Raw genomic sequence first — 20,132 nt, forward strand, 5'->3', positions numbered from 1 at the left:
CCCGCAGGCCGCCACCGCGGGGCGCCTCAGAGGGCGCCCTTGCGTGTGAGCTGGTTGAACGCCAGCCACCCCGGCAGCACCGGCAGCCACAGCGTCAGCAGCCGGAACAGCAGGACGGCGGGTGCGGCGACCTCCTTGGGCAGGCCCACCGCGATCAGGCCGACCGTCAGGGTGGCCTCGACCGCGCCCACTCCGCCGGGCGTGGGCGCGGCGGACCCGAGCGCGTTGCCCGCGAGGAAGACGACGGCGACGCTGGCGAGGCTGATCGACGTCGACTCGTCGCCGAAGGCGCGGATGGAGGCGTCGAGGCACATCACGAAGCAGAAGGTGAGCAGCAGCATGCCGCCGATGCCGGTGACCAGCTTCTGCGGCCGCTGGAGCACGTCCAGCATGCGCGGCACGACACCCGCGAACAGCGACCGCACGCGCGTGACGACGAACTTCCGCAGGAAGGGCACCGACGTGACCACCAGCACCAGTACCGCCACCGTCAGCAGGCCCGCGATGACGGTCCGGGACGGCGACAGCGACGGCGTCTTCTCGGTGCCGGTGAGGTAGCCGAACGACAGCAGCATCAGGATGTGGAAGCCCAGGCCGAACAGCTGCGAGGCGCCCACGCTGGCCACGGCGAGTCCGGGCCGGACGCCGGCGCGCTGCAGGAAGCGCGTGTTCAGGGCCCCCCCGCCGACCGCGGCCGGGGCCACGATCTTCACGAAGGAGCCGGCGACCTGCGCGGCGACCGTCCGCGGGAACGGCACCCGCTCCGGTACGAACCCCAGCAGGCTCATCGCGGCCGCGACGTAGCTCAGCGCGGAGAAGAGCACGGCGGCGGCGACCCAGCCCCACTCGGCGTTGGCGAAGAGGGTGCCGAACTCGATGTGGGTGAGCTGCGACAGCAGGAAGTACGCGCCGATGGCCCCGGCGATGAAGCTGATCAGAGTCCGCGGCCTGATCCGCTCCAGACGGGCCGGCTCCACCGGTGCCTGCGGCTGGATGCGGAGCACCTCGTGCCGGATCTGGGTCAGCAGATCCTCCTCGCGTGCCTCCTCCAGGGCCTCGTCGATGGCCCGCTTCTCGGCCCGCGTCTCAGCCCGCACGGCCTTCTTGACGGCCTTCTCCGCCTTGCCCGGCCGGTCGGACCTGACCGCGTTGTCGGTCCGGGCGGTGGCGCCCGCCGCGCCGGCGGCATCCGCCGGAACGGCGCCCGTCGTACCGTCCGCGGCGTCCTCCGGGCGGGTCTGCCTGACCTGCCGGGAGGCGTCCAGCACGGCCTCGCGTTCCCGTTCGGCGCGTTCCCGGGCGAGCCGGCGCAGCGTCGCGCGCGTGGAGCGGGTCAGGGCGATGGGCTGGAGCATCGGCAGGCAGTCGGCCACGGCGCCGGGTCCCAGCACGCCGACGGCGGAGGCCACCGCGCGCTCGGCACCCGCCCGCAGGCCGATCGTGGTCATCAGCTGGGCGACGTCCACCCGCAGCAGCAGGTCGCCGGCCGCGATCTCACCGCCGCGCAGGTCGGTGACGATCACCTTGCCGGAACGATCCACCAGAACGGCGTCGCCCGACAGCCTGCGGTGCGCGATACGCCGTGAGTGCAGCGCCCTGACCTGACTCCAGGTGCTGCGCAGCAGCTCGTCGGTGATCTCCTCGTCCGCCAGTGAGTCCAGGGTGCGCCCGCCGGTGTGCTCGTAGACGAGCATCACGGCGTCCGGACCCAGCTCGGAGGTGGCGATGAGCTTGGGTGCGTTGGCCCCGGCGGCGATGGCGGCGTAGGCGAGCAGCGCCTCCTGCTCCAGCGCCTGGCGCAGGGACTGGATGCTGCGCCGGGTGGCGAAGCCGCGCAGGGTCAGATTGCGCCACACACGGTAGAAGAAGCCCTGGGCCTGCTGCTCGCGGTCGACGACGGTGACGTCGAGCGGAGGGCCGTCCTCCAGGGTGACGAAGTAGCGCCGGCCCCGGTCGGTGCCGTCCGCCAGGTCCGCGGCGTCCTCCCGGGCCGCGCTGACCGGTCGGAAGCCGACCGTCCGCAGGCCCGCCATCAGGGTCTGACCGGTGGGGCGCACGTTCGGCGAGCCGACGGCGTAGAGGGTGCCGTAGGCCACGCTCCAGCCGATCAGGACCGTGAGGATGATCGAGAACGGTGTGGTGTACCCGGTCACCAGCATCGAGAACGCGTCGAGGAGCAGCACGATCCACAGCACCGCGCGCCAGCGGGGTCTGCGGGACATGCCGACCGCCGTCATGTAGGCGATGACGGGGGCCAGGTAGCCGTGCACCGGATCGGTCAGCGCGTTGACGTCACCGGGGGAGGGCTGGGTGAGCGCCTCCTGGATGGAGCCGGGCGCGGCACGGGCCACCCACAGGTCCGTGGCGAGGGTCACGCCGTGGGCCAGGACGGCGGCGAGCACGCCGTCGGCGATCCGCAGCCCGTCCCGCTTGATCAGCCGCTCGATCGCGAAGGCGACCGGTACGAGGAGGATCGCGATGCTCGACGCCAGGCCCGCGATCTTGATCAGCAGGTCGGGCGCCTGCCCGGTGCCCTTGTTGATGTCCTGTTCCAGGCCCGAGGTGGTCCCGTGGGCGAACGCGGCGATGGCCAGCAGGACGGCGATCGCGAGCACACCCACCAGGAGCCGCATGAGGTCGGAGGGGCGGTGCACGCGCGCGGGGAGCAGCGGTTCGTCGCCGTCGACCTCGCCGGGAGGCACGTCGGCCTCGCCCGGCGGTCCGCCCGTGCCGCCGGGCGGTCCGTCGGCCCCGGCGGCCGCCGGGCCGCCGTCCTCGCGCGCGGGCCCGCTGTGACGGGAATCATCGGGGTCCGGCGGGCCGTCGTGGGGACCGCGCCCCTCACCGGCCGGTCCGTCGTCCGGGCGCGCCGCAGCGTCAGGGGTGCCCTCCGCGTCCTCGGGGTGCACACCCTGCTGCTTCATCGTCTCTTCTTGATCTCGTATCAACGGTCACCGCCCGCACGATGGTGGCATGCCACGCCGACACACGGGGGTATCAGGGTGCGAACGCGGGGTCGCACAGTCTGCCGGACGCGCCGTCCCCGGGCGAGGGATACGCACGGTGGCGGGATACTCACATTGTCGGTGGGGTGGTGCAGGATGGGGCGAATGAGCGACGACAGGCTGCCGCCGGACGCCCGTGCGGCCGAGGAGCACACCGACGCGCTGCCCGAGTACGCCGAGCGGGTCCTGGAGGTCGCGGAACTGATCCCGCCGGGCCGTGTCCTGACGTACGGGGACATCGCCGAGTGGCTGGAGGAGGGCGGGCCCCGCCAGGTGGGCCGGGTGATGGCGCTCTACGGCGGCGCCGTGCCCTGGTGGCGTGTCACGCGCTCCGACGGCACCCTTCTGCCCGGCCACGAGCTGCGGGCGCTCGACCGCTACCGCGAGGAGGGCACGCCCCTGAAGGAGGCGGGCAGGGCAGCCGAGGGCCATCTGCCCCGCGTGGACATGAAGCGGGCGCGATGGGACGGCGGCGGACACGCGCAGGGTCACACCTGACAGCTTCCGGCATCGGCGGGGCCGACGGGGAACGCGTGATCCGTCCGAGGGAAACGGGGCACGTCCGTGACATGACGTACGTTCGTGGAACGGGAGACCCACGGGGCGCAGGGGGCGGGAGGGAAGAACCGGAAGCCCAGCTTCCGGCTCCGCCGTCGGCGTAGCGTCGGCAGCACGCGTCACCCTCACCTCTCCGCCACCGTCCCTCGCCCGGGGCGGCCCGGCAACCCGCACACCCACCAGGACCGGCCAACCACGTGAGCTCCTCATCCTCCACCAGGCGCCTGCCGCACCTCCGGACGCAGCAGGGGAACCGTGGCGCTTACCGACTCGTCCGTACCCGTCCGGTACGACCGGATCCCCCTCAGCTTGACGCCGCACAGCGCCTGGTGGTTGACCACGACCGCGGACCACTCCTCGTCCTCGCCGGTCCGGGCACCGGCAAGACCACCACCCTCGTGGAGTCCGTCGCGGCCCGCGTCGACCGCGGCGCGGACCCCCGGCGGATCCTGGTGCTCACCTTCAGCCGCAAGGCCGCCGTCGCCCTGCGCGACCGGATGGCGACCCGCATCGGCGCGGCCCGCGCACCCCGGGCGACCACCTTCCACTCCTTCTGCTACGCCCTGGTCCGCGCCCACCAGGACAGCGACCTGTTCGTCGAACCGCTGCGGCTGCTCTCCGGCCCCGAGCAGGACGTGGCGGTGCGCGAGCTGCTCGCCGGCCAGAGCGACCTGGAGCGCCTCGGCCTGGGCCCGGTGCGCTGGCCCGACGAACTGCGGGCCTGTCTGACCACCCGCGGCTTCGCCGACGAAGTCCGCGCCGTCCTCGCCCGCAGCCGCGAACTGGGCCTCGACCCCGGCTCCCTGGACGCCTTCGCCCACCGCCTCGGCCGCCCCGACTGGCGGGCCGCCGCCGCCTTCCTCGCCGAGTACCTCGACGTCCTCGACCTCCAGGGCGTCCTCGACTACGCCGAACTCGTCCACCGCGCGGTACTCCTCGCCCGCCGCCCCGAGGCTGCCGAGCGGCTCTCCGCCCAGTACGACGCCGTCTACGTCGACGAGTACCAGGACACCGACCCGGCCCAGGTGCGGCTCCTGCAGGCGCTCGCCGGAGGCGGCCGCACCCTCGTCGCCTTCGGCGACCCCGACCAGTCCATCTACACCTTCCGGGGCGCCGACGTGAACGGCATCCTGGACTTCCCGCGCACCTTCCCGCGCACGGACGGCCGCCCCGCCCCCGTCGAGGTGCTGCGCACCGCACGCCGCTCCGGCGCCGCACTCCTCACCGCGACGCGCCTGCTCACCCGGCGCATGCCGCTCACCCGGCTCCCCGCCGACCGGGCCCGCGCCCACCGGGAACCCGTCCCGGTCCGTGACGGAGGCCGCGTCGAGGCGTACACCTACCCGACCCCGGGCACCGAGCTGGACAACATCGCCGACATCCTGCGCCGCGCCCACCTGGAGGACGGCGTGCCCTGGGGCGAGATGGCCGTCCTCGTGCGGGCCGGCTCCCGCACCATCCCCGCCGCCCGGCGCGCCCTCACCGCCGCGGGCGTCCCCCTCGACATCGACGGCGACGACCTCGCCCTGCGGCACGAACCCGCCGTGGCACCCCTGCTGACGGCGCTGCGAGCGGTGGCCTCGGCGGCGGCCTCCCCCGCACGCGGTGAGGGGACCGGGCCGAGCCCGGCGGGCGCGCACGGCCGGGGGGCACGGACGGGCTCCGCGGCACCCCGCCGCGAGGCCGCCGACCGGGGCGCCGCCGAGACGGACACCCGCACCGCCGGCCCGCCCGCCGCGACCGGGGTCACCGGCGGCCGGGGCGAGCCCCGCACCCGTGCGGCGGACGGCGGAGCCGGTCCTCGCTCGGCCGAGCCGGACGGCGGCGCCGGTGCGCGCTCGGCCGAGCCGGACGGCGGGGTCGGTGCGCGCTCTGCGGAGCCGGACGGCGGAGCCGGTCCTCGCTCGGCCGAGCCGGACGGCGGCGCCGGTGCGCGCTCTGCGGAGGCGGACGGCGGGGACTCCTGCTGGCTCGACACCGAGACCGCGATCACCCTCCTGGCCTCTCCGCTCGCCGGTATGGACGCCGCCGACCTGCGCCGCCTCGGCCGGGCCCTGCGCGAGGAGGAACGCGCCGCGGGCAACGCCCTGCCCGCGCCCTCCGACGAACTGCTCGCCCGCGCACTCGCCGAGCCGGAGCGGCTGGCCGTGCACGACCCGGCCTACGCACGCGGCGCCCAGCGCCTCGGCGCCCTGCTGCGCAGGACCCGCGAGCGCCTGGCCGGCGGCGGCACGGCCGAGGAGGCACTGTGGGACCTGTGGGAGGGCACTCCGTGGCCGTCCCGGCTGGAACGGACGGCCAGGCGCGGCGGCGCGGCCGGCCGCAACGCCGACCGCGACCTGGACGCGGTGTGCGCCCTGTTCGCGACCGCCGCCCGCGCGGAGGAGCGCACCGGCGGGCGCGGCGCCCTGAACTTCCTGGAGCAGCTCGACGCCGAGGACATCGCGGCCGACACCCTCACCGGGCGCGCCCTGCGGCCTGACGCGGTCCGCCTGATGACCGCACACCGGGCCAAGGGCCTCGAATGGCGCCTGGTCGTCGTCGCGGGCGTCCAGGAGGGACTCTGGCCCGACCTGCGCCGCCGCGGCTCCCTGCTGGAGGCCGACCGCATCGGCCGGGACGGACTCGCCGAACCGCTCACCCCGGGCGCCCTGCTCGCCGAGGAGCGGCGGCTGTTCTACGTCGCCGCCACGCGCGCCCGGGAGCGGCTCGTCGTCACCGCGGTGAAGGCCCCCGCCGACGACGGGGACCAGCCCTCCCGGTTCCTCACCGAACTCGGCGTCGAACCCAAGGACGTCACCGGCCGCCCGCGCCGCCCCCTGTCCGTGGCCGCGCTCGTCGCCGAGCTGCGCGCCACCACCGTCGACCCCCGGGTCTCCGACGCCCTCCGGGAGGCCGCCGCCCGCCGGCTGGCACGGCTCGCCGCCCTCACCGACGACGACGGCCGCCCCCTGGTCCCGGCCGCGCACCCCTACCGCTGGTGGGGCATGTTCGAGCCGACCGCCTCCCAGGTGCCGCTGCGCGACCGCGACCAGCCCGTGGTGCTGTCCGGCAGCGCCCTCGACCAGCTCGCCAACACCTGCGCCCTGCAGTGGTTCCTCGGCCGCGAGGTGAAGGCCGACGCACCCGCGAGCACGGCCCAGGGCTTCGGCAACGTGGTCCACGTCCTGGCCGACGAGGTCGCCTCCGGCCACACCCCCGCCGACCTCGACGTCCTCATGGAACGGCTCGACTCCGTGTGGAACGCGCTCGCCTTCGACGCCCCCTGGAAGTCGCAGCAGGAGAAGGAGCACGCGCGCGGGGCACTCGAACGCTTCCTGAACTGGCACGTCATGGACCGCTCCGGCCGCATCCCCGTGGCCAGCGAGCACGACTTCGACGTCACCCTGGAGGCCGGCGCGTACACGGTGCGCATCCGCGGCCAGATGGACCGCGTGGAGGCCGACGGCCTGGGCCGCGCGTACGTCGTCGACTTCAAGACCGGCAAGCAGGCGCCCACCGCCCGCGAGGTCGAACGGCACCCCCAGCTCGCCGTCTACCAGCTCGCGGTCCGGGCCGGAGCGGTCGACGACGCCTTCGACGGGGACCGGCCCGCACCCGGCGGCGCCGAACTCGTCCAGCTCCGCCAGGGCGCCGCCCGGCGCGACGGCGGCGACACCCTGCCCAGGGTGCAGGCGCAGCCGCCGCCGGACGGCGAGTGGGTCGGTGACCTCCTCGCCACCGCCGCGGGCAAGGTCCTCGACGAGCGCTTCACCCCCTCGACCGGCCAGCACTGCACCCACTGCGCCTTCCGCGCGTCGTGCAGCGCCCGCCCGGAGGGCCGCCACATCGTCGAGTAGCCGGGCAGCGGGGCCGGCGCACCGGGGCGGGGAGCGGCAGCCGTGACCGATCACACCACCCGGGCCGGCCTGCGAGGATTTTCGAAGTCCGGGCGACCCGGACCACCGGTGTCGGACCCCGCCGCTAGCCTCTGTCGCATGTCCGCCCCTCTCACCGACCCCGAGGAGCTCAAGGAGCTCCTCCGGATCCCCTTCACCCCGGAGCAGATGGCGTGCGTCACCGCACCGCCCGCGCCGCAGGTGATCGTGGCCGGTGCCGGGTCCGGCAAGACCACCGTGATGGCCGCCCGCGTGGTCTGGCTGGTCGGCACCGGACAGGTCGCCCCCGAGCAGGTCCTCGGCCTGACCTTCACCAACAAGGCCGCCGGCGAGCTCGCCGAGCGGGTGCGCAAGGCCCTCGTGCGCGCGGGCGTGACCGACCCCGACGTGATCGACCCGGACAACCCGCCCGGCGAGCCGGTGATCTCCACCTACCACGCCTTCGCCGGCCGTCTGCTGACCGACCACGGACTGCGCATCGGGCTGGAGCCCACCTCCCGCCTCCTCGCCGACGCCACCCGCTACCAGCTCGCCGCCCGCGTCCTGCGCCAGGCCCCCGGCCCCTACCCGGCACTCACCCGCTCCTTCGCCGACCTGGTGGCCGACGTCCTCGCCCTGGACGCGGAGCTCTCCGAGCACCTCGTCGAGCCCGACACGCTCCGCGCCCACGACGCCGGACTGCTGCTCTCCCTGGCGGGCGCCAGGCTCTCCAACGCCGACCTGCGCAAGATCCCCGAGGCGGCGGCCGCCCGCCGCGAACTCGCCGAACTGGTGCTGCGCTACCGGGACGCCAAACGCGAACGGGACCTGCTCGACTTCGGCGACCAGATCGCCCTCGCCGCCCGCCTCGCCGAACTGCCCGAGGTGGGCCGCATGCTGCGCGACGAGTTCCGCGTCGTGCTCCTCGACGAGTACCAGGACACGTCCGTCGCCCAGCGCGTGCTCCTCGCGGGCCTCTTCGGCGGCGGCACCGGCCACCCCGTCACCGCCGTCGGCGACCCCTGCCAGGCGATCTACGGCTGGCGCGGCGCGTCCGTGGCCAACCTCGACGACTTCCCCGAGCACTTCGCGCGCGCCGACGGCGGCCCCGCCACCCGCCAGGCGCTCAGCGAGAACCGCCGCAGCGGCGGCCGCCTCCTCGCCCTCGCCAACGGCCTCGCGGAGCCGCTGCGCGCCCTGCACGAGGGAGTGGAGGCACTGCGCCCCGCACCCGGCGCCGAACACGAGGGGCGGGTCCGCTGCGCGCTGCTGCCCACCCACGCCGAGGAGCTGGAGTGGATCGCCGACTCCCTCGCCCACCTGGTGCGCACCGGTACCCCGCCCGGTGAGATCGCCGTCCTGTGCCGCACCGCGACCGACTTCGCCGAGATCCAGGGCGCACTGGTCGCCCGCGACGTGCCCGTCGAGGTGGTGGGCCTGTCCGGACTGCTGCACCTGCCCGAGGTCGCCGACCTGGTGGCCGTGTGCGAGGTCCTCCAGGACCCGGGCGCCAACGCCTCGCTGGTCCGGCTGCTGACCGGCCCGCGCTGGCGCATCGGCCCGCGCGACCTCGCCCTCCTCGGACGCCGGGCCCGGCTTCTCGTGGCGCACGCGCGCGGCGGCGACGGGAGCGACCCGGACCGCAGGCTCGCCGCCGCGGTCGAGGGGGTCGACCCGGCGGAGGTGATATCGCTGGCGGACGCCCTCGACACGTTCCTGGAGGGCCCCGCGAACGGTGCCGGGGACGGCGGGCACGACGGACTGCCGTTCTCCCCGGACGCCCGGGTGCGCTTCGCCCGCCTCGCCGCCGAGCTGCGCGACCTGCGCCGCGGCCTGGCCGACCCGCTGATGGACGTGCTGCACCGCGTCCTCGCCGTCACCGGCCTGGAGGTCGAGCTGTCCGCGTCCCCGCACGCGCTGGCCGCCCGCCGCCGCGAGACCCTGTCGAACTTCCTCGACGTCGCGGCCTCCTTCGCCGCGTCCGACGGCGAGGCCACGCTGCTGGCCTTCCTGGGCTTCCTGCGCACGGCCGCGCAGTACGAGAAGGGACTCGACAACGCCCTGCCCGGCGGCGAGAACACGGTCAAGGTGCTGACCGCGCACCGGTCCAAGGGGCTGGAGTGGGACGTCGTCGCCGTGCCCGGCCTGGTCACCGGGACCTTCCCCAGCGGTCAGGGACGCGAGAAGTGGACGGCCCAGCCGAAGGTGCTGCCGCACCGGCTGCGCGGCGACGCCGACACGCTGCCCGACGTCGAGACCTGGGACGCCCGCGGCATCAAGGGCTTCCACGAGGCGATGAAGGAGCACCAGCACACCGAGGAGCTCCGCCTCGGCTACGTGACCTTCACCCGACCCCGGTCACTGCTGCTCGGCTCGGGCCACTGGTGGGGGCCCACCCAGAAGAAGCCGCGCGGACCGTCCGCCTTCCTGACGGCGCTGCACGACCACTGCGCCGCCGGACACGGGGAGACCGAGGTCTGGGCGGAGCAGCCCGCGGAGGACGAGGAGAACCCGGCACTGCACCGGGAGACCGCCGACCAGGCCTGGCCGCTCCCCCTGGACGACACCGCACTGGCCCGCCGCCGCGCCGCCGCCGAGACCGTCCTGGCCCACCTGGAGACCCTCCTCGCAGGCCCGGCGGCCCGCCCCGCGGCCGGCCCCGTCCCACCGCCCCACGACGCCCTCGGCCCCGAGGACCCGGACCGGCCCCCGCCCCGGGAGGACGACGAGCCGCCGTACGACGAGCCGCCGTACGACGAGCCGCCGTACGACGATTCGCGCCACGTGGATTCTGCCGATCCCGCCGATCCCGCCGATCCTGCCGACGTCGGCTCCGTAGGTTCCGTCGGCTCCGTCGGGCCGGGTGAGCCGCACACCGGGGCCGGACCCGACGACCGGGACTCCTGGACGCCCCGGCGGCCCTCGGTCCCGCACCAGGCGGCCGCCCCCGGCACGGTCACCCGCTCCGGTGACGTGCCTCCGGCCGAGCCCCTCACCCCCGAGGAGGCCCGCACCGTCGCCTCCTGGGACCGCGATCTCGACGCCCTCACCGGGGAACTCCTGCGCGCCCGCCAGTCCGTCACCGAGGTGCCGCTCCCGGCCTCCCTCACCGCCTCCCAGCTGCTGCGCCTGGCCGCCGACCCGGACGGCTTCGCCCAGGAACTGGCCCGTCCCATGCCGCGCCCCCCGCAGCGTGCCGCCCGCCGCGGCACCCGCTTCCACGCCTGGGTCGAGGCCCGCTTCGAGGCACTGACCCTGCCCATGCTGGAGCCGGACGACCTGCCCGGCGCGGACGCCGAGATCGCCGACGAGCAGGACCTGGAGGCGCTCAAGGACGCCTTCGAGCGCACCGAGTACGCCCGCCGCACGCCCTACCGCGTCGAAGCGCCCTTCCAGCTGTCCCTGGCCGGCCGGGTGATCCGGGGCCGGATCGACGCCGTCTACAAGGACGGCGACGGCGACACGGCGACGTACGAGATCGTCGACTGGAAGACCGGCCGCGACCACACCGCCGACCCGCTCCAGCTGGCCGTCTACCGGCTCGGCTGGGCGCAGCAGCAGGGCGTGCCGGTGGAGTCGGTGACGGCGGCGTTCCTGCACGTCCGCAGCGGGGAGGTGGTCCGCCCGCCGGACCTGCCCGGCCGGGCCGCCGTCGAGCGCCTCCTCGCCACCGGCCGCGAGGAGGCCCCCCAGGACGAGACGCCGTACGACGAGACACCGTACGAGGAGCCGCCGTACGAGGAGCCGCCGTACGAGGAGCCGCCGTACGACGAGACGCGCTAGGGCGGCAGGCTCGTACGACTTCGGGCCCGTACGACTGTGCGCTCCTACGACGGCGGCCCGTACGACGAGGCTCCCGTGGGCCCGGAGGTTGGCGCGAGGGCGGCGTGTGTGACGAACCGCGCACCGCGGACCCCGGTGTGTGACGAACCGCCCAGCGGGGATGCCGGTACGGGCCGATAGGCTCGTGACCATGAGCCACACCCCGGACAGCGCCGTCCGCCAGTACATCCGGCACCACCGCGCCCTCTTCCTCGACGATCTCGCCGCGTGGCTGCGCATCCCGTCGGTGTCGGCCCAGCCCGCTCACGCCCCCGACGTACGGCGCAGCGCCGACTGGCTCGCGGCGCAACTGACCGCGACGGGCTTCCCTGCCGTCGAGGTCTGGGAGACCGGCGGCGCCCCTGCGGTGTTCGCCGAGTGGCCCTCCGGCGACGCCGGCGCGCCCACCGTCCTCGTCTACGGCCACCACGACGTGCAGCCCGCCGCCCGCGAGGACGGCTGGGACAGCGAGCCGTTCGAGCCCGTGGTCCGCGACGGCCGTCTGTACGCGCGCGGGGCGGCCGACGACAAGGGGCAGGTGTTCTTCCACACCCTGGGCGTGCGCGCGCACCTCGCCGCAACCGGCCGGACCGCCCCCGCGGTGAACCTGAAGCTGCTCGTCGAGGGCGAGGAGGAGTCCGGCTCGCCGCACTTCCGCGCGCTCGTGGAGGAGCGCGCCGCGCGGCTCGCCGCCGACGCGGTGATCGTCTCCGACACCGGCATGTGGTCGCAGGACACCCCGACCGTGTGCACGGGCATGCGGGGCCTCGCCGAGTGCGAGATCCGGCTGTACGGCCCCGACCAGGACATCCACTCCGGCTCCTTCGGCGGTGCCGTACCCAACCCGGCGACGGCGGCGGCCCGGCTGGTGGCCGCGCTGCACGACGAACACGCGCGCGTGGCGGTGCCGGGCTTCTACGACGGTGTCGTCGAGCTCACCGACCGCGAGCGCGCGCTCTTCGCCGAGCTGCCCTTCGACGAGGGAAGCTGGCTGCGCACCGCCCACTCCCGCGCCACGCACGGCGAGGCCGGGCACACCACCCTGGAGCGGATCTGGGCCCGCCCGACCGCCGAGGTCAACGGCATCGGCGGCGGCTACCAGGGCCCCGGCAGCAAGACGATCATCCCGTCCTCGGCGATGGTGAAGCTGTCCTTCCGGATGGTCGCGGGCCAGGAGCCCGCCCACATCGAGAAGGCCGTGCGCGCCTGGGCCGCGGAGCAGGTTCCCGCCGGGATCCGCTGTGAGATCGACTTCGGTGCCGCGACCCGGCCGTGCCTGACGCCGCTGGACCACCCGGCCCTCACGTCCGTGGCCCGGGCGATGAGCCGCGCCTTCGAGGGACCCGTCCGCTACACCCGCGAGGGCGGCTCCGGCCCGGCCGCGGACCTCCAGGAGGTGCTCGGCGCCCCGGTGCTGTTCCTCGGCATCTCCGTGCCGTCCGACGGCTGGCACGCTCCGAACGAGAAGGTCGAGCTGGATCTCCTCCTCAAGGGTGTGGAGACCACCGCCTATCTGTGGGGCGACCTGGCGGAGACCTGGCGCCATGGCACCTGACCCTCCGGCGCCGCCCCGCGCGCCCCGGCCCGCGCGGCAGACTGGTGGGGCAGGCCGTCCACACGGCAGGCCGCCCCACCCGGTCCCCGCCCGCCGAACGTCCCGCTGATCCGCCGCCGAACCCAACCGCTGCACCCGGGGGAGTTGGAAGCACCCGTGACCACCTGGACCGACCACACCGCCGACCGGCCCATCTCGCTCACCGCCCCGAGCGGCATCGACCGCGCCGCCCACCACCGGCTCGACGAGGCCTGGCTCGCGGCGGCGTGGAGCCACCCCACGACCCGCTGCTTCGTGGTCTCCGGCGGCCAGGTCCTCATCGACGAGACGCCCGACGGCCGCACCGAGCTGGTCATGACGCCGTCCTTCGAGGCGCCCCTGACCGAGGCGCACCGCTACTTCCTGGGCACCGACGGGGACGGCGTGAGCTACTTCGCCCTGCAGAAGGACGCCCTCCCCGGCCGGATCGACCAGTCGGCGCGCCCGGCCGGCCTGCGCGAGGCCGGGCTGCTGCTGGCCCCGCGCGACGCGGGCCTGATGGTGCACGCCGTGGGCCTGGAGAACTGGCAGCGTACCCACCGCTTCTGCTCCCGCTGCGGCGAGCGCACCGTCATCGCGGCCGCCGGCCACATCCGCCGCTGCCCGGCCTGCGGCGCCGAGCACTACCCGCGCACCGACCCGGCCGTGATCATGGCCGTGACCGACATGGACGACCGCATCCTGCTGGGCCGCCAGGTGCACTGGCCCGAGGGCCGCTTCTCCACGCTCGCCGGATTCGTCGAGCCCGGGGAGTCCGTGGAGCAGGCCGTGCGCCGCGAGGTGTTCGAGGAGGCCGGGGTGCCCGTCGGCCGGGTGGAGTACGTCGCCAGCCAGCCCTGGCCGTTCCCCTCCAGCCTCATGCTGGGCTTCATGGCCCGCGCCACGGCCACCGAGATCGACGTCGACGGTGACGAGATCCACGAGGCGCGCTGGTTCTCCCGCGACGAACTGCGCGCCGCCTTCGGCAGCGGGGAGGTGCTGCCGCCCTACGGCATCTCCATCGCGGCCCGCCTCATCGAGCAGTGGTACGGCGAGCCGCTGCCGACCCGCGGCGTCTGACCGGCTCCCGGCCGGGCGCCCCGCCCGCCGCACGGCCTCGGCCCGCCCGCACGCCGGAGGGCGGCCACCCCACCCGGGTGGCCGCCCTCCCGTCACGGACTCGCCGAACGGCGACGGACCGGTTGAACGGTGATGAGCCGGTCGCACGGCGGGCACCACTTGCCTGTCACCGCCTGTCACCGCTCGTCGGCGCCTGTCACCGCCCGTCACGCGCCCGTCGGCGGCGGGCACGCGCCGATCAGACGGTGATCTTCTGCTTCACCTGCGCCAGCGACGGGTTCGTCAGGGTCGAACCATCGCCGAAGAGGACCGTCGGAACCGTCTGGTTCCCGCCGTTGGCCCGCTCCACGAACGCCGCGGACTCCGGGTCCTGCTCGATGTTGATCTCGTTGTACACGATGCCCTCGCGGTCGAGCTGCTTCTTCAGCCGCTGGCAGTAACCGCACCACGTCGTGCTGTACATCGTCACAGTGCCCTGCATGTCTCGCGCGCTCCCTTGGTCGCTCGGGGTCAGGTCGTCCGAAGGGGCAACATACGCGAGGTGGCCGCCATTCCCGCCGGGGGTGCGTCCGCCGGCGTGACACCCGTCGCACCGGTACGGCCGACCGTCCCGACCGGTACGACGGTATGAGCGGCCCTGTGGACAACCGGCTCGCCCGTCTCCGGCGACCTGGCAGCATGTCCGTGTGACAGCAGCAACGCACTCCTCTCTCTTCCCGCCCGTACCGGACTCGCCGGACGCGGTGCTCGAAGGGCTCGACCCGGAGCAGCGCGAGGTGGCGACCTCCCTGCACGGTCCGGTGTGCGTGCTGGCCGGGGCCGGCACCGGCAAGACCCGCGCGATCACCCACCGGATCGCCTACGGGGTACGGGCGGGCATCCTCCAGCCCTCCAGCGTCCTCGCCGTGACCTTCACCAACCGTGCAGCGGGCGAGATGCGCGGGCGGCTGCGGCAGCTCGGTGCGACCGGTGTCCAGGCCCGCACCTTCCACTCCGCCGCCCTCCGTCAGCTCCAGTACTTCTGGCCGAAAGCCATCGGTGGCTCCCTGCCCCGGATCATCGACCGCAAGGCTCAGCTGGTCGCCGACGCGGCCGCCGGATGCGGTATCCGCCTGGACCGGGGCGAGCTGCGCGACGTCACCGCCGAGCTCGAATGGGCCAAGGTCACCCAGACCACGCCCGCCGACTATCCGCTCGCAGCCGCGAAGCACGGCCGGGAGGTGCCGCGCGGCCCCGCCGAGATCGCCCAGGTCTACACCGCCTACGAGCACGTCAAGCGGGACCGCGGAGTGATCGACTTCGAGGACGTGCTGCTGCTCACGGTGGCCGTCCTCCAGGACCGCCGTGACGTCGCCGACCAGGTGCGTGCCCAGTACCAGCACTTCGTCGTCGACGAGTACCAGGACGTCAGCCCCCTCCAGCAGCGCCTGCTGGAGCTGTGGCTGGGGGAGCGGGACAGCCTCTGCGTGGTCGGGGACGCCAGCCAGACGATCTACTCGTTCACCGGAGCAACCCCGGACCACCTGCTCGACTTCCGCGTCCGTCACCCCGGCGCCACCGTCGTCAGGCTCGTCCGCGACTACCGCTCCACCCCGCAGGTCGTCCGGCTGGCCAACCGGGTGCTCGCCCAGGCCCGCGGCCGTGCCGCCGATCATCGGCTGGAACTCGTCTCCCAGCGCGGTCCGGGCCCCGACCCGGCGTTCACCGAGTACACCGACGAGCCCGCCGAGGCCGAGGGGACCGCCCGCCGCATCCGCGAACTCCTCGACTCCGGCGTCCCGGCGGGCGAGATCGCCGTGCTGTTCCGCACCAACTCCCAGTCCGAGAGCTACGAACAGGCCCTCGCCGACGCGGGCGTGCCCTACCGGCTGCGCGGCGCCGAGAGGTTCTTCGACCGGCCCGAGGTGCGCAAGGCGGTCGTCGAGCTGCGCGGCGCGGCCCGCTTCGGCGGCAACGACTCCCTGCTCGACGACGTCGTGGATCTGCCCTCCCAGGTCCGCGCGGTGCTCTCGGGCCACGGCTGGACAGCGGTGCCGCCCGCCGGATCCGGCGCGGTCCGCGAACGCTGGGAGTCCCTCGCCGCGCTCGTCCACCTCGCCCGGGACTTCGCCGCGGCCCGGCCCGGCGCCACTCTCGCCGACCTCGTCACCGAGCTCGACCAACGGGCCGACGCCCAGCACGCCCCGACCGTGCAGGGCGTCACCCTCGCCTCCCTGCATTCGGCCAAGGGCCTCGAATGGGACGCGGTGTTCCTGGTCGGCGTCACCGAGGGCATGATGCCGATCGCGTACGCCCGCACCGACGAGCAGATCGAGGAGGAGCGGCGGCTGCTCTACGTCGGAGTCACCCGGGCCCGTGAGCTCCTGCAGGTGTCCTGGGCGCTGGCCCGCTCGCCCGGTCCGCGGCCGACCCGCAGACCCAGCCGGTTCCTGGACGGCCTGCGCCCCGGCACCGCCACCGTCGCAGGCCGCACCGCTACCGCCGCGGGCGGTGTCGAGCGGGGTCCCGCCGGTCGCGCCGAGGCCCTCCCGGGACGCCGGCCGCGGACCCCGGCCCGCTGCCGGGTGTGCCGGCGCACCCTCACCGAGGCCGGGGAGATGAAGCTGATGCGGTGCGAGGACTGCCCCTCGGACATGGACGAGGCGCTGTACGAGCGGCTGCACACCTGGCGCGAGACGCAGGCGAGCCGCAGCGGGCAGCCGGCGTTCTGTGTCTTCACCGACAAGACCCTGATGGCGATCGCCGAGGCCGCGCCGTCCGGCCCGCTCGAACTCGCCCGTATCCCCGGCGTCCTCACCCGCAAGCTGGACCGCTACGGAGCCGACGTGCTGGCCATCTGCGCCGGTCAGGACGTCGCCGCGGACCCGGGCGACGAGTGATCCGAACTCGTCGAAAAAATAGTTTGCGCATGCCCCGGCCATCCCCATAGGTTCTTGCACGTGGGAACGGCGGCCTTCTCCAGGCCCCGCTTCCATGATGTACTTGCACATCCGTCGGACTGGTTCACGCCGGTCCCCCGAGACGCCGAGAGGAGGCGAGTCCAGTGATCAGCATCAAGACCAGCACCATCAGCACCGTCAAAATGACCGATCGCTCGGTCACCGCCTCCCTGTGCATGCTCGGCGTCTCGAACCAGGGCACCGGTCTGTCCGGCATCCGTGCCGACCGTCCGGCCTCCGCCCTGTCCCTCGCGGGCCTGCCCGCCCGCGAGCGCACTGAGCGCAGCGAGCGACCGACCAAGGCACTGGAAGCAGCAGTAGTGGCACAGGCGCAGGCCTATGCCTTTGCGGCGACCGGTGCCGGACGCCGGCCGCAGACGACGCAGCACCACCTGATGTGGGCCTTCCGTGGGCCAGAACCCTGGAGTGATCCAGCCTGATCTCCGATCAGGCCGGCGCCTTCAGGGCCGCGGAACCCCATCCGGGATCCGCGGCCCTTCTGTTTGCCCCGAACGGGGACAGCGGAACGAAGGGGCCCCGGGACCAGAGCAGAACCCGGTACCAACCGCCACCGGCCCCACAGGGCCGGAACGACCAGACGAGGAAGACGACCCCGTGCAACTCGAAGCGCACGCCCCGTCCGTACCGCCTTCCCAGACGATTCCCCCGCCCGGCCCCACGGAGGACCCCGCCTTGACCCCGCTCACCCCGCTCACCGCGCTCGACGACGCCATCGAGAACCTCGGCGTACCCGTCCCCTGCCGTTCCTACGACCCGGAAGTGTTCTTCGCCGAGTCGCCGGCGGACGTCGAGTACGCCAAGTCCCTGTGCCGCACCTGCCCGCTGGTCGAGGCCTGCCTCGCCGGTGCCAAGGAGCGGCGCGAGCCCTGGGGCGTCTGGGGTGGCGAGCTGTTCGTCCAGGGCGTGGTGGTGGCCCGGAAGCGGCCGCGCGGCCGCCCGCGCAAGAACCCGGTCACGGCATGAAGACCGCAGGAACGATCGACCGCCCCCTCACGCACGACCCCAAGAAGCAGGCCCCGATGAAGCCGTCCACCAGCGAGCCCACCCGCTTTGCGTTCGAAGACCTCACCACCACCGGCGCGACCGGCTCGCGCCAGAACAGGACCCGAGAGATGCAACTCATCCCAGAAGCCCTGGCACGTGCGCATATGCACGACCGCCTGCGCGACGCCCAGCAGGAGCGACGCGCCCTGAGCGTGGCGGCGGCCCGCCGTATGCAGCGCCGCGCCGAGCGCGCCTCGCTGCGTGCCCGCCGCGCGCTGGCGATCGCCGTCATGCAGTAGCAGCCCCGACCACCTGAAGCGGTGGACTCCCCGTGCGGGAGAGGCAAGGCTCCCCCGCGGGGGCCGGTCCGTTGTGAACGGACCGGCCCCCGCGGTGCGTTGTGCCCTGCGTTCGGACCAATCCGGAGATATCGTCACCAGGTGACGAGTCTTCCCTCGGGCGGGGACGACGGCGGCACCGCCGCGGCCCCCCAGACCCTTGTGTGCGCCCGCTGCGGCACCCCGGCGCGGGGCCCGCAACCGACCTGGACCTGCTCCGTGGAGAACGGCGTCCGCTGCTACTTCTGCGACCGGTGCTCGCGGGAGAACCTCCGCGCGATCGAGGGACGGCTGGACTCGGCCTGGTGGTAGCGCCGGCCGCTCCTCACGCCTCGGCGGCCGCAGGCCCCTCCTCCTGCTCACCGTCCTCCGCGAAGCCGTCCTGCGCGGCATCCTCCCCGGAACCCTCCGCGGCGTCCGCGACGAACCCCGGCAGCCAGTCCAGCAGTTCCTCCCGCAGCCGCACCGTCGAGCCGAGCTGGCAGAGCACGCCGATGGTGCTCAGCGTCACCCGGTGTATCAGCAGATACGCCGGCGGAAGATTCAGCTGTCTGCCCAGCTGGTGGGCGGGCGAGCGCGGGTCGGCCACCCGCGCGGCCTGGCCGCGCATCCAGCCGCGGGTGAAGGTGAAAGCGTCCACCCGGGCCGGCTCGATGATCGGCAGCAGATAGTCCAGGACGGCTCCGGGGTCGAGGTCTATCGACTCCTTGACGAAGCCCTCCGTGCACAGCAGCTCGTAGACCGCCTCGGCCTGCCCGTCCAGCGTCATCCGCAGCGAGTGCCCGATCGGGGCGGGCAGCCCGCCCGGCAGACGGTCCACGGTGCCGAAGTCGAGCACGCCCAGCCGCCAGTCGTCCTGGCCCCCGGGCCCGCCGGGCAGCAGCCGGAAGTTGCCGGGGTGCGGGTCGGCGTGCAGCAGCCCGGTGCGGGCGGGGCCGGAGAACAGGAAGCGGGCCAGCAGCTGGCCGGCCCGGTCCCGCTGGGCCTGCGTGCCGTCGGCGATGACCTCCGACAGCGGCACCCCCTCCATCCACTCCGTGACCAGGACCTGCTCGCACTGGTGCACCACCGCGGGCACCACCACGTCCGGGTCGTCCGCGAACTCGCCGGCGTGGGCCTGCTGCGCCTGCGCCTCCAGGGAGTAGTCGAGCTCCTCCGTCACCCGGTCGCGCAGCTCCGCGATCAGCGGCTTGACGTCCATCCCGGGGATGAGCGGCCCCAGCAGCCGCGCGAATCTGCTCAGCTGGGCCAGATCGGACAGCAGGGCCTCGCCGGCACCCGGGTACTGCACCTTCACCGCCACCTCGCGGCCGTCGTGCCACACCGCGCGGTGCACCTGGCCGATCGAGGCGGCCGCGGCGGGCTTGTCCTCGAACTCCTCGAACAGCGCCCGCCAGCCGTCGCCCAGCCGCTCCGCCAGCACGGCGTGCACGGTGCGCGTCGGCATCGGGGGAGCGGCCTCCTGGAGCCTGGTCAGCGCGGCCCGGTACGGGCCCGCCACCTCCTCCGGCAATGCCGACTCGAAGACGGACAGCGCCTGCCCGAACTTCATCGCGCCGCCCTTCAGCTCGCCGAGCACCTTGAACAGCTGCTCCGCCGTGCGCTGCTGAAGCTCGCGGCCGACGATCTCCGCGGACTCGCCCACGATCCGCTTGCCCAGCCCCCAGGTCGCCCGGCCGGCGAAGCCGAGCGGAAGCGCGGCGAGCTTGGCGGTCCGGGTGACCGCCTTCCGGGGAAGATCAGACATGCGCCCTCCAAGTGACGACCGGCCGTGCCGCGCCCGGCGTGCGGCCCGACTGCACCGACGACCGTCGCACCGCCATTGTCTCGTGCCGGACCCCGGACTCCGAGGTGTGTTCCTCATTACCTTCACCGCCAGTGCCGTCACCGCCGCCCCGCCCACCGCCCCCTGCACCGCCCCGCCCACCGCCCCCTGCACCGCCCCGCCCACCGCC

At 74.4% G+C, this 20,132-nt stretch carries 13 protein-coding genes; 10 read left to right on the forward strand and 3 right to left on the reverse strand.

Annotated features, from left to right (window positions below; genetic code table 11):
- Positions 1 to 26 precede the first annotated feature (26 nt).
- Positions 27 to 2,924 carry a lysylphosphatidylglycerol synthase transmembrane domain-containing protein gene (locus AC5K6T_RS25895; protein WP_493212697.1) on the reverse strand — a complete coding sequence of 966 codons (2,898 nt, stop codon included), beginning with the start codon at positions 2,922 to 2,924 and terminating at the stop codon, positions 27 to 29.
- 186 nt (positions 2,925 to 3,110) lie between these two features.
- Between AC5K6T_RS25895 and AC5K6T_RS25900 the strand changes: the two genes are divergently transcribed.
- From AC5K6T_RS25900 to nudC, 5 genes are all read left to right on the forward strand, one after another.
- Entirely contained in the window at positions 3,111 to 3,503 is a 393-nt protein-coding gene (locus AC5K6T_RS25900) for an MGMT family protein (protein WP_493212699.1), read from the forward strand.
- Between the two features lie 257 nt (positions 3,504 to 3,760).
- Entirely contained in the window at positions 3,761 to 7,402 is a 3,642-nt protein-coding gene (locus AC5K6T_RS25905) for an ATP-dependent helicase (protein ID WP_493212700.1), read from the forward strand.
- A gap of 138 nt (positions 7,403 to 7,540) precedes the next feature.
- On the forward strand, positions 7,541 to 11,203 hold the full coding sequence (locus AC5K6T_RS25910) for an ATP-dependent helicase (RefSeq protein ID WP_493212701.1): 3,663 nt from the start codon (positions 7,541 to 7,543) through the stop codon (positions 11,201 to 11,203).
- 190 nt (positions 11,204 to 11,393) lie between these two features.
- The gene (locus tag AC5K6T_RS25915) at positions 11,394 to 12,797 is read left to right on the forward strand and encodes a dipeptidase (protein ID WP_493212703.1); all 1,404 of its coding nucleotides are present in this window, start codon (positions 11,394 to 11,396) and stop codon (positions 12,795 to 12,797) included.
- Positions 12,798 to 12,953: 156 nt separating this feature from the next.
- Positions 12,954 to 13,895 (forward strand): NAD(+) diphosphatase, encoded by a 942-nt coding sequence (nudC, locus tag AC5K6T_RS25920; RefSeq protein ID WP_493212704.1) that lies wholly within the window; start codon positions 12,954 to 12,956, stop codon positions 13,893 to 13,895.
- A 238-nt stretch (positions 13,896 to 14,133) separates the two neighbouring features.
- On the opposite strand, the gene AC5K6T_RS25925 is transcribed toward nudC, so the two are convergent.
- Complete coding sequence (locus AC5K6T_RS25925) at positions 14,134 to 14,376, reverse strand: mycoredoxin (protein WP_493212705.1); 243 nt, start codon at positions 14,374 to 14,376, stop codon at positions 14,134 to 14,136.
- 205 nt (positions 14,377 to 14,581) lie between these two features.
- On the opposite strand from AC5K6T_RS25925, the gene AC5K6T_RS25930 reads away from it, so the two are divergent.
- The 5 genes from AC5K6T_RS25930 (at position 14,582) to AC5K6T_RS25950 (ending at position 18,489) form a co-directional block, all read left to right on the forward strand.
- A complete protein-coding gene (locus AC5K6T_RS25930; protein ID WP_493212707.1) occupies positions 14,582 to 16,774 on the forward strand; it encodes an ATP-dependent DNA helicase UvrD2 in 2,193 nt (730 codons plus the stop codon).
- A gap of 164 nt (positions 16,775 to 16,938) precedes the next feature.
- Positions 16,939 to 17,274: a hypothetical protein gene (locus AC5K6T_RS25935; RefSeq protein WP_493212708.1), complete on the forward strand. Its 336-nt coding sequence runs from the start codon at positions 16,939 to 16,941 to the stop codon at positions 17,272 to 17,274.
- Between the two features lie 175 nt (positions 17,275 to 17,449).
- The gene (locus AC5K6T_RS25940) at positions 17,450 to 17,818 is read left to right on the forward strand and encodes a WhiB family transcriptional regulator (RefSeq protein WP_493212709.1); all 369 of its coding nucleotides are present in this window, start codon (positions 17,450 to 17,452) and stop codon (positions 17,816 to 17,818) included.
- Positions 17,815 to 18,138 carry a putative WhiB-interacting protein gene (locus AC5K6T_RS25945; protein WP_493212711.1) on the forward strand — a complete coding sequence of 108 codons (324 nt, stop codon included), beginning with the start codon at positions 17,815 to 17,817 and terminating at the stop codon, positions 18,136 to 18,138. Before AC5K6T_RS25940 ends, AC5K6T_RS25945 begins: the two co-directional genes overlap by 4 nt.
- Before the next feature lie 141 nt (positions 18,139 to 18,279).
- A complete protein-coding gene (locus AC5K6T_RS25950) occupies positions 18,280 to 18,489 on the forward strand; it encodes a hypothetical protein (protein WP_493212713.1) in 210 nt (69 codons plus the stop codon).
- Between the two features lie 13 nt (positions 18,490 to 18,502).
- Here AC5K6T_RS25950 and AC5K6T_RS25955 read toward each other — a convergent pair whose 3' ends face one another.
- Positions 18,503 to 19,924, reverse strand: coding sequence for an ABC1 kinase family protein (locus tag AC5K6T_RS25955; protein ID WP_493212715.1), 1,422 nt, complete (start codon positions 19,922 to 19,924; stop codon positions 18,503 to 18,505).
- Between the last annotated feature and the right edge of the window lie 208 nt (positions 19,925 to 20,132).

The organism is Streptomyces sp. B8-7 (genome assembly GCF_058833805.1).